This is a genomic window from Allobosea sp. FW305-C-101, assembly GCF_058783685.1.
This window is the reverse complement of the sequence record NZ_JBYSYT010000002.1, coordinates 403,070-418,397: the sequence shown is the minus strand read 5'-3', so window position 1 is coordinate 418,397 and position 15,328 is coordinate 403,070. Positions and strand designations below refer to the sequence as shown.

Annotated in this window: 13 protein-coding genes; 8 read left to right on the top strand and 5 right to left on the bottom strand. The window is 67.3% G+C overall.

Annotated features, from left to right (window positions below; genetic code table 11):
- Positions 1-53 precede the first annotated feature (53 nt).
- The 3 genes from purL to grxD are packed head-to-tail and all read left to right on the top strand — an operon-like array spanning position 54 to position 2,896.
- Positions 54-2,264, top strand: coding sequence for a phosphoribosylformylglycinamidine synthase subunit PurL (gene purL, locus AC3WMA_RS09530; RefSeq protein ID WP_492285140.1), 2,211 nt, complete (start codon positions 54-56; stop codon positions 2,262-2,264).
- A 12-nt stretch (positions 2,265-2,276) separates the two neighbouring features.
- Positions 2,277-2,513, top strand: a complete 237-nt coding sequence (locus AC3WMA_RS09525) for a BolA family protein (protein WP_061970071.1) — start codon at positions 2,277-2,279, stop codon at positions 2,511-2,513.
- 47 nt (positions 2,514-2,560) lie between these two features.
- Positions 2,561-2,896 (top strand): Grx4 family monothiol glutaredoxin, encoded by a 336-nt coding sequence (grxD, locus tag AC3WMA_RS09520; RefSeq protein ID WP_113585809.1) that lies wholly within the window; start codon positions 2,561-2,563, stop codon positions 2,894-2,896.
- Between the two features lie 44 nt (positions 2,897-2,940).
- On the opposite strand, the gene AC3WMA_RS09515 is transcribed toward grxD, so the two are convergent.
- The 4 genes from AC3WMA_RS09515 to tlpA all read right to left on the bottom strand — a co-directional run bounded on the left by AC3WMA_RS09515 (position 2,941) and on the right by tlpA (position 6,769).
- On the bottom strand, positions 2,941-3,189 hold the full coding sequence (locus AC3WMA_RS09515) for a DUF1272 domain-containing protein (RefSeq protein WP_265056109.1): 249 nt from the start codon (positions 3,187-3,189) through the stop codon (positions 2,941-2,943).
- 106 nt (positions 3,190-3,295) lie between these two features.
- A complete protein-coding gene (locus AC3WMA_RS09510; protein WP_492286080.1) occupies positions 3,296-5,026 on the bottom strand; it encodes a carbamoyltransferase family protein in 1,731 nt (576 codons plus the stop codon).
- 66 nt (positions 5,027-5,092) lie between these two features.
- Positions 5,093-6,067 carry a hypothetical protein gene (locus AC3WMA_RS09505; RefSeq protein WP_492285139.1) on the bottom strand — a complete coding sequence of 325 codons (975 nt, stop codon included), beginning with the start codon at positions 6,065-6,067 and terminating at the stop codon, positions 5,093-5,095.
- A gap of 75 nt (positions 6,068-6,142) precedes the next feature.
- A complete protein-coding gene (tlpA, locus tag AC3WMA_RS09500; RefSeq protein ID WP_492285138.1) occupies positions 6,143-6,769 on the bottom strand; it encodes a thiol:disulfide interchange protein TlpA in 627 nt (208 codons plus the stop codon).
- A gap of 30 nt (positions 6,770-6,799) precedes the next feature.
- On the opposite strand from tlpA, the gene argH reads away from it, so the two are divergent.
- The 4 genes from argH to AC3WMA_RS09480 all read left to right on the top strand — a co-directional run bounded on the left by argH (position 6,800) and on the right by AC3WMA_RS09480 (position 12,962).
- Positions 6,800-8,182, top strand: a complete 1,383-nt coding sequence (gene argH / locus AC3WMA_RS09495) for an argininosuccinate lyase (RefSeq protein ID WP_492285137.1) — start codon at positions 6,800-6,802, stop codon at positions 8,180-8,182.
- Between the two features lie 152 nt (positions 8,183-8,334).
- The gene (gene lptM, locus AC3WMA_RS09490; protein ID WP_492285136.1) at positions 8,335-8,598 is read left to right on the top strand and encodes an LPS translocon maturation chaperone LptM; all 264 of its coding nucleotides are present in this window, start codon (positions 8,335-8,337) and stop codon (positions 8,596-8,598) included.
- 102 nt (positions 8,599-8,700) lie between these two features.
- Positions 8,701-9,990 (top strand): diaminopimelate decarboxylase, encoded by a 1,290-nt coding sequence (gene lysA / locus AC3WMA_RS09485; protein WP_492285135.1) that lies wholly within the window; start codon positions 8,701-8,703, stop codon positions 9,988-9,990.
- Between the two features lie 224 nt (positions 9,991-10,214).
- On the top strand, positions 10,215-12,962 hold the full coding sequence (locus tag AC3WMA_RS09480; protein ID WP_492285134.1) for a TIGR02302 family protein: 2,748 nt from the start codon (positions 10,215-10,217) through the stop codon (positions 12,960-12,962).
- Positions 12,963-13,066: 104 nt separating this feature from the next.
- Here the strand turns inward: AC3WMA_RS09480 and yddG are convergent, their stop codons facing one another.
- Positions 13,067-13,924: an aromatic amino acid exporter YddG gene (gene yddG / locus AC3WMA_RS09475; RefSeq protein ID WP_492285133.1), complete on the bottom strand. Its 858-nt coding sequence runs from the start codon at positions 13,922-13,924 to the stop codon at positions 13,067-13,069.
- 169 nt (positions 13,925-14,093) lie between these two features.
- On the opposite strand from yddG, the gene AC3WMA_RS09470 reads away from it, so the two are divergent.
- Positions 14,094-15,296 carry an MFS transporter gene (locus tag AC3WMA_RS09470; RefSeq protein ID WP_492285132.1) on the top strand — a complete coding sequence of 401 codons (1,203 nt, stop codon included), beginning with the start codon at positions 14,094-14,096 and terminating at the stop codon, positions 15,294-15,296.
- Positions 15,297-15,328: the final 32 nt, after the last annotated feature.

The following is a 15,328-nucleotide window of genomic DNA, read 5'->3' as shown; positions in this document are numbered from 1 at the left end:
CAGGCTATGCCCCTGCCAACCCCTATCGCCGGACCGTCAGGAACCCTGAGCCCGTGATTCCGAACGACATCAAGATCACCCCGCAGCTCGTCGCCGAGCACGGCCTGAAGCCGGACGAGTACCAGCGCTTCCTGCATCTGATCGGCCGCGAGCCGACGATCACCGAGCTCGGCATCGTCTCGGCGATGTGGAACGAGCACTGCTCCTACAAGTCGTCCAAGATCCATCTGAAGACGCTGCCGACCAAGGCGCCCTGGGTGATCCAGGGGCCGGGCGAGAATGCCGGCGTCATCGATATCGGCGAGGGCACGGCCATCGTCTTCAAGATGGAGAGCCATAACCATCCGTCCTTCATCGAGCCCTATCAGGGCGCGACGACGGGCGTCGGCGGCATCCTGCGCGACGTCTTCACCATGGGCGCCCGTCCGATCGCGGTGCTCGACGCGCTGCGCTTCGGCTCGCCTGATCATCCGAAGACCCGCCATCTCGTCTCGGGCGTCGTCGCCGGCATCGGCGGCTACGGCAATTCCTTCGGCGTGCCGAATGTCGGCGGCGCCACCGGTTTCCATACGCGCTATGACGGCAACATCCTCGTCAACGCCATGGCGGTCGGCATCGCCAAGGCCGACGAGATCTTCTACGCCAAGGCTTCGGGCGTCGGTAAGGCGATCGTCTATCTGGGATCGAAGACCGGCCGCGACGGCATCCACGGCGCGACCATGGCCTCGGCCGAATTCGACGACAAGTCGGAGGAGAAGCGCCCGACCGTGCAGGTCGGAGACCCCTTCGCCGAGAAGCTCCTGCTCGAAGCCTGCCTCGAGATCATGGCCGCCGGCCATGTCGACGCGATCCAGGACATGGGCGCCGCCGGCCTGACCTGCTCGGCCGTCGAGATGGGCGCAAAGGGCGACCTCGGCGTCGAGCTCGACCTCGACAAGGTGCCCTGCCGCGAGGAGGGCATGAGCGCCTATGAGATGATGCTGTCGGAGAGCCAGGAGCGCATGCTCATGGTGATCAAGCCCGGCCATGAGGACGCCGCCGAGGCGATCTTCAAGAAGTGGGGCCTGGACTTCGCGGTCATCGGCCACACCACCGACACGCTGCGCTTCGTCATCAAGCACCAGGGCGAGGTCATGGCCGACCTGCCGATCAAGGAACTCGGCGACGAGGCTCCGGAATATGACCGGCCCTGGATCGAGACCGTGCCGCAGCAGCGCATCGCGGCCGAGACCGTGACGCCGCCTTGCGGCAACGCGGAAGCCTTGAAGAAGCTGATCGGCTCGCCGGACCTCTCCTCCAAGCGCTGGATCTGGGAGCAGTACGACACGCTGATCCTCGGCAATTCCGCGGTGACGCCGGGCGGCGATGCCGGCGTGATCCGCATCGAGGACGGGCCGCGGGGCCTCGCCATGACCGCCGACGTCACCCCGCGCTATTGCGAGGCCGATCCGTTCGAGGGCGGCAAGCAGGCGGTTGCCGAAGCCTGGCGCAACCTGACCGCGACGGGTGCGACGCCGCTCGCGATCACCGACAACCTGAATTTCGGCAATCCCGAGAAGCCCGAGGTCATGGGCCAGCTCGTCGGCTGCATCCGCGGCATCGGCGAGGCCTGCAAGGGGCTCGACTTCCCGGTCGTCTCCGGCAACGTCTCGCTCTACAACGAGACCAACGGCATCTCGATCCTGCCGACCCCGACCATCGGCGGTGTCGGCGTCATGGCCGATGTGACGAAGCATGCGACCGTCGCCTTCAAGGCCGAGGGCGAGGCGATCATCCTGATCGGCGAGACTGCGGGCTGGCTCGGCCAGAGTGCCTATCTCGCGACAATCTGCGGCCGCGAGGAGGGCGCCCCGCCGCCGGTCGATCTCGCGATCGAGCGCCGCAACGGCGATTTCGTCCGCGGGCTGATCGCGGGCGGCAAGGTTTCGACCTGCCATGACCTGTCGGATGGCGGCCTTGCCGTGGCGCTCGCCGAGATGGCGATGGCCAAGGGCATCGGTGCCACCATCGAGACGCTGCCGGCTGGCCCCGCCCATGCCGCGCTCTTCGGCGAGGATCAGGCGCGCTATGTCCTGACGGTTCAGGCTGCCGAGGCCGATGCTGTGATCGCGGCTGCCAAGGCTGCCGGCGTGCCGGCGCTCGCCATTGGCAAGACGGGCGGCACGGCTCTTGCCCTGCCGGGCGAGCCGGCTCTGGCGATCGCCGATCTCCGCAAGATCCACGAAGACTGGTTGCCGTCCTACATGGCCGGCAAGGCGGCCTGAGGAGTTCGACCCATGGCGATGGATGCCCACGAGATCGAGCGCATGATCAAGGCGGCGCTGCCGGATGCGGCGATCGAGATCAAGGATCTGGCCGGCGACGGCGACCACTATGCCGCGACCGTCGTCTCGGCCGCCTTCAAGGGCAAGACCCGGGTGCAGCAGCACCAGATGGTCTATGCCGCGCTCCAGGGGAATATGGGCGGCGTGCTGCACGCCCTTGCGCTGACGACCAGCGTTCCCCAAGATTAGAACGAGACCATCCGGCGGGCCTTGAACCCGCTTCAGGAGACGAGACGATGTCCGACGTCAATGCCCGCATCGAAGCGGAAGTGAAGAACAACGACGTGGTGCTCTTCATGAAGGGCACGCCGCAGTTCCCGATGTGCGGCTTCTCCGGCCAGGTCGCGCAGATCCTTGGCTATATCGGCGTGCCCTATAAGGGCGTGAACGTGCTCGAGGACCAGGAAATCCGCGAGGGCATCAAGGCCTATTCGAACTGGCCGACGATCCCGCAGCTCTACGTCAAGGGCGAGTTCGTCGGCGGCTGCGACATCACCCGCGAGATGTTCCAGGCCGGCGAGTTGCAGCAACTCTTCGAAGAGAAGGGCATCGCGGTGAAGCAGGCGAGCTGAGGCTCGCCGGTTTCCCGATCAGGCTCCTGAACTGACGGCTTTCCTCAAGCCGCCGCGCATTGCGGGTGCGGCTTGCGGACGCGTTCGGTCGAGGCCGGGTATTTCTCCAGCATCCGCTCCGGCCTGATCGGCCGGCGTACGAGGTCGCCGCCGCAATTCGGGCAGGTGCCGGCGAAGCGCGTCTCGACGCAGTCGCTGCAGAACGTGCATTCGAAGGTGCAGATCAGGGCGTCGCGCGATTGCGGCGGCAGGTCGCGGTCGCAGCATTCGCAGTTCGGGCGCAATTGCAGCATGGCGTCGTCTCCTTCCGATGGGCCGGAAGAATGACCGTAACCAATCCTGAAACCAGCGATTTCGCGTGATCCCACCGATCAACGGGGCGGATCGGTCGGCTGTCGGTTACTTCACCAGCAGCCAGTCCTCGATCACCAGCGCGTCGAGCCCGCTCGTATAGAACATCAGGATCGCATCCTCCGCCGTGTGCAGGATCGGCTTGCCCATGATGTTGAAGGAGGTGTTGAGGATCACCGGCACGTCCGTCAGATCATGGAAGGCCGAGATCAGCGCGTGATAGCGCGGGTTGCGTTCCGCCGTGATGCTCTGGAGACGGCCGGTCGCGTCTTCATGGACCACGGCCGGGACACGGTCGCGCACCGCTTCCTTCCAGGTGAGCGTGCGCTCCATATAGGGCGCGTCCTGGTAGTTCTCGAACCAGTCGGCGGCATGCTCGGCCAGGATCGAGGGCGCGAAGGGCCGGAAGGCCTCGCGGTACTTCACCTTGGCGTTGAGGATGTCCTTGGCATCGGCCGGGCGCGGGTCGGCGATGATCGAGCGGTTGCCAAGCGCGCGCGGCCCGAACTCGGCGCGGCCCTGCACCCAGCCGATCAGCTTGCCTTCGGTGAGAAGCTTGGCGGTGACCGGCGCGATCTCGTCGGGAGCGAGCTTGCGCAGGCGCTTTTCCCAGAGCTGCATGCGTTCGAAGGGCTCGGTCGAGACGGTCGAGCCGAGATAGGGTGTCAGCGGTCCCTTCGGCGCACGCCAGTCCGGATTGGCTTCCGCGTGGGCGAGCCAGGCCGCGCCGATCGCGTTGCCGTCATCGGCCGGCGCGGAGGGCACGAAGACCGTCTTGAAGCCGTGGCGGCCGGCGATCCTGCCGTTGAAGGAGGAGTTCAGCGCGCAGCCGCCGGCCATGACGAGGTTTTCAGCTGGCACGAGCGCAGCTGCCTCAGCCAGCAGCGCTTCCATCATCTCGGCGAAGACGTCCTGCCCGCAGCGGGCGAGATCGGCCCAGCCCTGGTCGAGAGCATCCGCCGGGCGCTTGGCCAGAATCTCAGCGGCGACGCCCTGCACCACATCGGCCTTGGCGAAGGAGAGCTTGTGGCCCTCTATCTGATAGAGCTTGCGCAGCAGCGCCATCAGTTCGGGGTCGGTCTTGCCATAGGGCGCGAGCCCCATGATCTTCCATTCCTCGCCCTTGGCCTGGTCGAAGCCGGCAAGGTCGGTGACGAGCCCGAAATAGAAGCCGATCGATTCCCGGCCACGATGGCGCTTCACTTCGCGCAGCTTGCCGCTCTCCAGCGCGAAGATCGCGGAGGCGCCGGTCTCGCCCATGCCGTCGACGACGAGGCAGGCGGCATTGTCGAAGGGCGAGGACCAGCAGGCATAGGCCGCGTGGCTGAGATGATGCCCGTACCGCTTGAGGCCGGTGACGTTGGCCTTGCCATAGGCGCGGTCGAGCCCGAGCAGTACGCCCATGCCGGCGCGCTGCTGGCTAAGATGCAGCGAGGCGATCAGGGCGCGCTCGGTCCGTTCCGGCACCAGCGAACGGTTGAGCTCGGGCGAGAGCTTGAGCAGCGCATCCAGCGTGAAGGAGCCGGCGCGGGCCATCTGGTCGAGGAAGCCGGTGAAATCCTCGCCCCAGCTCGTGGCGATGCGGACCTCGGCGTCTTTCGGGATGTAGCGCTTGAGCAGCCCTTCCATGCGCGGCGCCGAATCCGGCTCGCAGTTCGGAGCGCGCTTGTATTGCAGGTAGCGCTCGGTCGCTTCGGCGAAGAGCACCTCGCCATCGGGCCCGATGATCGCGATGGCGGGATCGTGGAAGGTGGTGGCAAGGCCGATCGTATAGGTCATGCCCTGCCTTACCCTTGTCGGCGCCATCAGCCAATCCAATTGGGCTGGGCGCGCGACAGGGCGGGCCTATTTCGCAGCGAAGGCGATGCTGGCCGCGACCTTCTCGATGCCGGCCTTCACGGCGTCATAGGCGCTGGCCGGGGCGATCGCGACGAGGCGGACGAAGCGCCCGTCTGCTCCGACCGCCATGTACTGCGCGAAGCGCTTCTCGGTGCCGCGATCCGTGGCCGTGCCGGTCAGCAGCATGCCGGGCGATCCGGCGAAGGTCACGCGCTCGCGCTTCGCGATCGTGGCAGCTTCGAGATTCTTGGTCTGCTTGAGCAGGGCCTCGGCGCTCGCTTCCAGCTTGTCGGCCGGGATCGGCGCGGAAAGCTGATAGGCGACGACGATGATCGGCTGCGTGCCGGAGGGGTCGGTATCGAGCGGGCCCGCCGTCATCAATACGCCGGAGCCGCCGAGCGTATCGAGAATCCGGAACGGCTCGGCGGCTGCGACCGTGAAGGGCAGGGCCTTGAGCTTGTCGGCGATGCTGGGCGGGGCGCCGAGCGAGACCGTCTTCAGCATCGCGACGATGTCGTCGGGGTCGAGATCGGCGCCATCCGGCGACTGGACGGTGATCATCACCGTCTTCTCGCCCTTCAGCAGCACGATCCACTTGTCGTAGCTCGTGCCGTTCGCCTCCTGGCTGCCGGTGATCAGCGGGGCGGGGCCGGCGCTGGTCTCGATCGATTCGATGTCGTCGACGGTGATGTTCTGGCGGGCGAAATTCGCCTTAGCCTTGTCGACGTCCTTGAAGAGCGGGGCGAGCTGGTCATGCGCCTGCGGCGGCAGTTCGACGACGAGGAGCGAGGCCTTGGTGCTCACGCTTTCGAGCCCGGCGAAGGTCGTCGAGAGGGTGAAGCCGGCGAGCGGGACGAGCGAAACGGTGGTGCCGGTGACGGTCTTGCGGTCCTGGGCCTGGGCAAGCCCGAGGCCGGCGCCCAGAAGAGACACGGCGAGGAGGCAGCGCAGAAGCGCCGCGCGGAAGGTGGATATGTTCACGATTCAAGACCTCGCTTAAGACGGATGCTACCTCCCACCGTCGCGCAATAAGCCCGCGAGGTTCAAAGCCGTCAATCAGCGGCCGATGGCGGCCTTCATCAGCGCCTTCGAATCGGCGCTTGCCCAGTCGGCGGGTCCCTGGATGATGCCGAGCTCGCAGCCGGCCTTGTCGACGATCAGGCTGACCGGCATGCCCTCGACCTTGTGGGCGGCGCGCAGGACCTGGAAGGTCGCGGCCTGCGGATCGCCGTAGTAGGGCAGGGCGGTGATCCGGTTATCGGCGAGCCAGGCCTTCGGCTTGTCGAGATTGCGCGTGTCGATATTGATCGCGACGACCGCGAAATCCGGCCCGCCCATCTCCTTCTGCAGCGCGTCGAGCGAGGGCATTTCCTTCAGGCAGGGCGCGCACCAGGTCGCCCAGAGATTGACCAGCAGCGTCTTGCCCTTGAGCGCGGCCAGCGTCGTCGGCTGGCCGTCGGGGCCGGTGAAGGCGAGCGCGGGGGCCGGTTGCGGATTGGCGCGCAGTTCGACCGCCGCGACCTCGCCCTTGACCAGCGGCTTCATGCGCGCGACCGCCGTGCGCGCCGCGCTGCATGATCCGTTGCCGGCATCGCCCCCGACGGAGTAGAACGCAGCTATGCCAGCGAGGCCGAGCGCCGCCACGACCCCGAGGGCCAGTCCGATCTTTTTTCCAGACGTCATTATGCGTCCTCAAAAGCAGGAAAGACCGTCGTGAGCAATCGCATGTGGGGTGGGCGTTTCGCCACAGGTCCCGACGCCATCATGGAGGAGATCAATGCCTCCATCGATTTCGACCAGAAGCTCTGGCGCCAGGATATCCGCGGCTCGCTGGCGCATGCGGCCATGCTGGCCGAGACCGGCATCCTGACGAAGGAAGATGTCGCGACGATCATCGCCGGCCTGAAAAAGGTCGAGGGCGAGATCGAGAGCGGGGCCTTCACGTTCTCGCGGGCGCTCGAAGACGTCCACATGAACGTCGAGTCCAACCTCAAGGACAAGATCGGCCTCGCCGCCGGCCGCCTGCACACCGCCCGCTCGCGCAACGACCAGGTCGCGACCGACATGCGGCTGTGGGTGCGCGACACGCTCGACGAGATCGACGGCCAGATGGCCGATCTCCAGCTCGCCATGGCCGAAAAGGCCGAAGCTTACGCCGGCGCGGTGATGCCGGGCTTCACCCATCTGCAATCGGCGCAGCCGGTCACCTTCGGCCATCACCTGCTCGCCTATGTCGAGATGCTCGGCCGAGACCGCAGCCGCATCCGCGATGCCCGCGCCCGCCTCAACGAGTGTCCGCTCGGTGCGGCCGCGCTCGCCGGTACCTCTTTCCCGATCGACCGGCACATGACGGCGAAGGCGCTCGGCTTCGACCGGCCGACGGCGAACTCGCTCGATTCGGTCTCGGACCGCGATTTCGTGCTGGAGACGCTCTCGGCGGCCTCGATCTGCGCGATGCATCTCTCGCGCTTCGCCGAGGAGATCGTACTGTGGTCGACGCCGCAATTCGGCTTCGTGCGCCTGTCCGACGCCTTCTCGACGGGCTCCTCGATCATGCCGCAGAAGCGCAACCCCGATGCGGCCGAGCTGGTGCGCGGCAAGGCGGGCCGTGTCTTCGGCGCGCTGCAGGGCCTGCTGACCATGATGAAGGGTCTGCCGCTGACCTATTCGAAGGACATGCAGGAGGACAAGGAAGGCACGTTCGACGCGCTCCAGACGCTGTCGCTCTGCCTCGCCGCGACCGCCGGCATGGTCCGCGACATGCAGCCCGATCTCAAGGTGATGAAGAAGGCCGCCGGCCTCGGCTATGCCACGGCGACCGATCTCGCCGACTGGCTGGTGCGGGTGCTGAAGATGCCGTTCCGCGATGCACATCACGTCACCGGCCGCCTCGTCGGCATTGCCTCGGAGAAGAAGGTCGGGCTGGAAAAGCTCTCGCTTGCCGAGATGCAGGCGGTGGAGCCGCAGATCACCGAGGCCGTCTTCGCCGTGCTCGGCGTCGACCAGTCGGTGAAGAGCCGCGTCAGCTATGGCGGCACGGCTCCGGCCAATGTCCGCAAGCAGGCCAGGCGCTGGCTGAAGCAGCTCTCCAAATAGGGCGTCATGCTCGGGCTTGACCCGAGCATCTCCTGCAAGGGATTCTCGGGTCGGCGCTGCGCTTGCCCGAGAATGACTCATGCGGAGACTCTCGCGCTCCGCCGCATCCTCCGCTAAGGTCCCGCCACGTTTCGCCCCGAGGGTTCGTTTTCGTGCTTGATTCCCGCCTGAAACTCGGCCGCACCTTGCTGGTCGTCGGTCTGCTGGCCGTTGCGCTCGGCGCCTGCGGGCGCAAGGGGCCGCTGGAGGCGCCGCCCAATGCGACGGGCGCCATCGACCTGCCGGACGACCAGATCGGCGCCAAGGAGAACGATCCGGCCTCCCTGGGCTCGGCCTCCGTGCTGGCCAAGCCGGCCAAGGCCAACCGGGCGATCACCGTGCCGAACCGGTCCTTCGTCCTTGACCCGCTGATGTGACGGCCTGCGCCGTCGCCACGTCCCTATTCCGCGTCAGGCTCGGGTCGCTGCTTCGCTTCGCCCGAGGATGACGCCTGCCTAGCCTGACTGCGAGCTTATCCCATGCATCATTTCGCCTATCGCGACGGCTCGCTTCATGCCGAGAGCGTCGATCTCCAGCGGATCGCGGCCGAGGTTGGCACGCCGGTCTATGTCTATTCGAGCGCAACGATCGAGCGGCACTACAAGCTGTTCGAGGCGGCGATGAAGACGATCGCGCCGGCCGGTAAGACCCATGTCTTCTACGCCATGAAGGCGAACGGCAATCTCGGCGTGCTCAAGACGCTGGGCGCGCTCGGCGCCGGCATCGACACGGTCTCCGAAGGCGAGGTGCGCAAGGCGCTGGCCGCCGGCATTCCCCCTGAGAAGATCGTGTTCTCCGGCGTCGGCAAGAGCGAGCAGGAATTGCGCTTCGCGGTCGAGGCCGGCATCTACCAGGTCAATATCGAGAGCGAGAGCGAGCTCGACCTGCTCTCCAAGGTCGCCGCTTCGCTCGGCAAGCGGCAGGAGGCGGTGTTCCGGGTCAATCCCGATATCGGCGCTGGCGGCCATGCCAAGATCACGACCGGGTCGTCCGAGAACAAGTTCGGCGTCTCCTTCGAGGAGGTCGGCCGGCTCTACTCGCGTGCGGCCAACATGCCGGGCGTGCGGATTATGGGCCTTGCCGTCCATATCGGCAGCCAGATCGGCGAGATCGATGCCTTCGAGGCAGCCTACACCAAGATGGTCGCGCTGGTCGGGGACCTGAAGGGCGAGGGGCACCGCGTCGACCGGCTCGATCTCGGCGGCGGGCTCGGCATCCCCTACGACATCCCCCGGACCTTCGATTACGGGCCGGGCCTGATCGAGGCCTATGCCGAGATGGTCGCCAAGGTGACGAAGGGGCTCGATGTCGAGCTCGGCTTCGAGCCCGGCCGCCTGATCGTCGGCAATGCCGGCATCCTGCTGACACGGGTGCTGCATCTCAATCCGCGCCCCACCAAGCAGTTCCTCGTCGTCGACGCGGCGATGAACGACCTCGTCCGCCCGGCGATGTACGAGGCCTATCACGAGATCTGGCCGGTGACGGAGCCCGTGATCGGCGGGCCGGAGCTGGCCTATGACGTGGTCGGGCCGATCTGCGAATCGGGTGACACCTTCACCACCGGGCGCAAGCTGCCGCAATTGCGCCAGAACGACCTCATCGCCTTCATGACGGCCGGCGCCTACGGCGCCTCGATGTCCTCGACCTATAACCAGCGCCTGCTGGTCGCCGAAGTCATGGTCAAGGGCGACCAATATGCCGTGACGCGGCCGCGCCAGAGCTATGAGGAGCTCATCGGCACGGACAAGCTGCCCGGCTGGTTTGCGTAAATTCGCGCGTCATTCTCGGGCTTGACCCGAGAATCTCATGACCAGCGGGGACTGGTTTCCGAGGTGCTCGGGTCGAGCCCGAGCATGACGGCCTGTGCGTCCGTTCACGAAAGGCGGAGCGCTGTGCGTTGGCGCCTCTTCGCGCTGGCAATGCCACATTCCCGTGCTAGCCTGCTTGAGTCAGGCAAGTTCAGACGGAAATGGGGGCTGCCCGGAGCGATGGCATGAGCGAGGCAGAGCGCCGCAAGGCGCCCGACACGATCGACGGCATCCGCCAGCGGCTCGGCCGTCTCGCGCTGGCCTCGCGCCTGTCGCTCGGCTGGGAGCGGCTGTGGCCGCGGCTCTGGCTGCCGCTCGGCGTCGTCCTCGCCTTCCTCGCCGTATCCTGGTTCGGATTGTGGACGCATCTGCCCTGGTACGGGCGGATCGTCGGTGTGCTCGCCTTTGTTGGAGCCTTCGCCGCCAGCCTCTGGCATGTCGCCCGCCTCGTCCTGCCGACGCATCGCGACGCGCTGACGCGGCTCGACCGCTCTTTCGCCGACGGCCACCGTCCGGCTTCCTCGCTGGAGGATAGCCTCGCGATTGGCTCGGCCGATCCGGTCTCGCAGGCCCTGTGGAAGCTGCATGTCGAGCGCCAGAGCCGGCAGGTCGCCTCCCTGCGGGTTCAGCCGCCGCAGCCGCGCATGGCCGGCCACGACAGGCGGGCGCTGCGCGCCGTGCCGCTGCTCGCCGCCATAACCGGCTTCTTCGTCGCCGGTCCCGAGGTCACGCAGCGGCTCTCCGCCGCCTTCGACTGGAAGGGGCCGTCCGCCATCGCCGCCTCGACCCGGATCGACGCCTGGATCGATCCGCCCGCCTATACGCGCCTGCCGCCGATCCTGATCGATTTCGCCAAGCTCACGAGCCCGAATCTCAGCGCGCCCGAGAAATCGGTGATTGTCGTGCGCATCGCCGGCAAGACGACCATGGATGTCGCCACGACCGGGCGGCTCGACCTGATCAAGCCCGACGCCAAAGAAGGCGAAGGCAAGGATGCCGAGGCCAAGGCTGCGCCCGCGAAGCCGGCCCAGCCAGTTGGGCCGCAGCAGGCCGTGCTGGAGAAGCGCTTTACGCTCGCCGGCAATGGCACGCTGAAGCTCACCGGCAGCGGCGCGCCGGGCACCACGCTCACCATCACCTCGATCGCCGACCAGCCGCCGACAATCGCCTTCACCGATCCGCCGAAGCCGGTCACCGGCGCGCAGTCGGGCGGGCTCGGCATCACCTACAAGGCCAAGGACGATTACGGCATCGCCTCGATCGAGGTGAATGTCTCGCGGCCGGACGTGGCCAAGGGCGGGCGCTCGCTGGTCGAGCCGCCGAAGCAGAATCTCGCCGTGCCGTCTTCCGCTTCGGGCGAGGATGAGAACAAGAGCACGGTCGATTTCTCCGCCCATCCCTGGGCCGGCGCCAAGGTCAGGATGGTGCTGATCGCCAAGGACGAGGCCGGTCAGGAGGGCCGCAGCGAGCCGCTCGAAGTCGTGCTGCCGCAGCGCACCTTCACCAAGCCTCTGGCGAAGGCCTTGGTCGAGCAGCGCCGCAAGCTCGTGATGGATGTCGAGGACCGCTCCAAGGTGCAGCTCGCCATGGATGCGCTGATGATCGAGCCGTCGCTCTTCATGAAGGAGCCGGGCGTTTATCTGGGCATGCGCATGCTGAGCGAGCGCCTGCGCCGGGCCGCCGGCGACGATGCCCTGCGCGAGGTCTCCGAGCTGATGTGGGCGATGGCGCTCCAGCTCGAGGACGGCGACATGTCCGATGCCGAGCGCGCGCTCCGGCAGGCGCAGGAAAACCTGCAGCAGGCCTTGGAGCGCGGCGCTTCCGAGGAGGAAATCAAGAAGCTCACCGACGAGATGCGCCGGGCCATGGATAATTTCATGCGCCAGCTCGCCGAGCAGATGATGCGCCAGCAACAGCAGAACGGCGACCGCGACCAGGCCCGCCTGCCGGAGAATTTCCGCACGGTGACGCCGCGCGACCTGCAGAACATGCTCGACCGCATCGAGGAACTGTCGAAGCGCGGCGACATGGCCGAGGCGCAGCGCCTGATGGAAGAGCTCAATCGGATGCTCAACAATCTCCAGATGGCGCGCCCCGGCCAGCAGGACCCGCGCCAGCGCGAGATGAACCAGGCGCTCGGCGATCTCGACCGGATGACGCGCGACCAGCAGAACCTGCGTGACGAGACCTACCAGGACGAGCAGCGCCGCCAGCAGGGGCAGGGCCAGACCCAGCGCGGGCAGCGCCCCGGCCAGCAACAGGCGCGGCCGGGCCAGCGCCAGCAGGGTCAACAAGGGCAGCAAGGGCAACGCGGCCAACAGGGCCAGCGCGGCCAGCAGCCGGGGCAGCAGCCCGGCGAGCAGGGCGAGGACGGCGAAGGCGGCGAGGGGCTGCAGGGCCAGAACGGCCAGGGCCAGGGTCAGGGCCTGTCGCAGCGCCAGCAGGCCCTGCGCGAGCGGTTGCAGGATCTGCAGCGCCGGATGCGCGGCATGGGCGCGCCGCAGAATGGCGAGCTCGACGAGGCCGAGGACGCGATGCGCGAGGCCGAAGGCCAGCTCGGCGAGGGACAGGGCGAAGGCGCGCTCGATGCGCAGGGCCGTGCGCTCGAAGCGCTGCGCAAGGGCGGGCAGAACCTCGCCCAGCAGATGCAGGGCCAGCCCGGCGAGGGCGAAGGCGAAGGGCAGGCCTATGGCGAGCCGGATGGCCGTCCTGCGGGCCGTCCCTCGGCGCAGCAGCGCGGCAGTGAGGACCCGCTCGGCCGGCCGCAGCGCCAGCGCGATTGGGCCGATGGCCGGGTCAAGGTGCCCGGCGCTGACGAGAGCGCGACCCAGCGGGCGCGGCGCATCCTGGAGGAGCTGCGCAAGCGGCTTGGCGATCCCTTGAGGCCGGCGGAAGAGCTGGATTATCTGGAACGGCTGCTGCGGCGGAATTGAGTGGGATCGAGGCCGTCACGCTCGGGCCTGACCCGAGCATCTCGGAAACGAAAGCCCTCTCGTCATGAGATTCTCGGGTCAAGCCCGAGAATGACGCTCCGTCTCTAGGCTTTGCGCCCGCCGCCGCTCGCCACCAGCGCCCCGACCACGATCAGCGCGCAGGACGCCGCCAGCAGCCAGCTGGCCGGAGCATAGCCAAACAGCACGAGGATCAGCGTCGAGAGCACCGGCGCGGCATAGGAGGCGACGCCGAGCAGGGCGACGTCGCCCTGCTTCATGCCGATATCCCAGACGACGAAGGCGAGCCCGATCGAGCCGAGGCCGAGGCCAAGCACGCCGCCCCATTCCACGGGTGTCAGCGACCAGAGCGTGGTCTCGAAGGCGAAATGGCAGGCGAGCGCGGGGATGGCGCAGCCCAGCATGGTCACGCAGAGGCTTTCGGAGGGCACATTGGCGAAGCGGCGCGAGGCCACCGAATAGCTCGCCCAGACGAAGGCGCCGAGCGCCGCCAGCACATGGCCGAGCGCAAGCCCGCTGCCGCTTCCAAGGCCTCCCGAGACGAGAAGGCCTGTGGCCACCAGCCCGATCAGCGCGCCAACAAGATGGCGGGGCTTGAGGCCGCCGCCGGGCAGCAACGCGGCGAAGAGCACGATCAGCAGCGGCCAGAGGTAATGGATCAGGTTCGCCTCGGCCGCCGGGGCGGTCTTCACGGCGGCATAGTAGAGCGCGGTGTCGCCGAACGGGCCGTAGAGCCCGAGCGCGAAGGAGGCCGGTGTCGGACGGATGCGGGAGAGCTGCCCGCGCAGCGCCGTGATCGCGAGGATCAGCAGGCCGCCGATGACGAAGGTCATGGCGACGAGCTGGAAAGGCGGGACGCGGCCCGACATCGCCGTGAACAGCGCGAGCGTCGACCAGAGCAGGATGGCGCAGAAGCCGATGAGGGTCGCGGAGCGGGTGGTCATGTGGGAGCCGGGGATGAAGTCCGCGCGGCGATAGCAGGTTTCGCGGGGCTTGCCGATGGGTGCCGGCGCGGATGAGCGTGATGCTGCACCGCAACTCAGCCTTGCAGCCATGGGCGTCATGCTCCCGGCCCCGTTGACCGCACGCAAAAGGCGGCTCATTGCCTGCATTATGACCACAATCCCGCTGCAATCCGTCACTCGCCGCCCGTTGATGCCGGTTCTGGCAGCGCTCAGCGTCGCGCATCTGCTGAACGATCTCGTCCAGTCGATGATCCCGGCGCTCTATCCGCTGTTCAAGGAGAACTACAAGCTCGACTTCGTGCAGATCGGCCTGATCACGCTCGCCTTCCAGGTAACCTCCTCGCTGCTGCAGCCGCTGCTCGGCTTCGTCACCGATCGCAAGCCCTGGCCCTATGCGATGGTCGCCGGCATGTGCGCGACGCTGGCGGGCCTGTTGATGCTCTCCTTCGCCCATAGCTACCCCATGGTCCTGTTCGGGGCGGGGCTGATCGGGCTGGGCTCGGCGGTGTTCCATCCGGAGGCGACGCGGATGGCACGCCATGCTGCGGCCGGCCGTCAGGGCTTGGCGCAGGGCGTGTTCCAGGTCGGCGGCCATATCGGCTATTCCGTCGGCCCGCTGCTGGCGGCGCTGGTGGTGATGCCGCGCGGGCAGGAGAGCCTGTCCTGGTTCTCCGGCGTCGTGCTGGTCGCAATGCTGGTGATGGGCTGGCTTGGCGCGCGCTATTCGGCGATGCGGCGCGAGCAGAAATCGTCGTCGACGCATGTCGACGAGACGGCGAGCCATGGCCTGCCGCGCGGGCGCGTGCTGCTGGCGATGGCCGTGCTGGTCATGCTGCTGATCTCGAAGAACGGCTACACCGCCGCCTTCACCTCCTACTATACCTTCTACCTGATCGAGCGCTTCGGCATCGAGATCCAGCTCTCGCAGATCATGCTGTTCCTCTATCTCGTCGTCGGCGCCATCGGCGTGATCGTCGGCGGCATGATCGGTGACCGGATCGGCCGCGACCGGGTGATCTGGCTGTCGATCCTGGGCTCGCTGCCCTTCGCTTTGATGCTGCCCCATGCCGACCTGTTCTGGACCGGCGTGCTCAGCATCGTCGTCTCCTTCATCATGTCGAGCGCCTTCTCGGCGATCCTGATCTACGCGATCGATCTCGTGCCGCACCGGGTCGGCCTTGTCGGCGGGCTGTTCTACGGCCTGTCCTTCGGGCTCGGCGGCGTCGCGGCGGCCGGCATCGGCCTGCTCGCCGACAAGATCGGCATCATCGAGGTGTTCAAGATTTGCGCCTGGCTGCCGGCCTTCGGTCTCCTGACCTTCCTGCTGCCGAAGAGCGGGCAGCAGAGCTGAGCCGGACGTCTTCCGGCGGCGGCCTGCGGGCC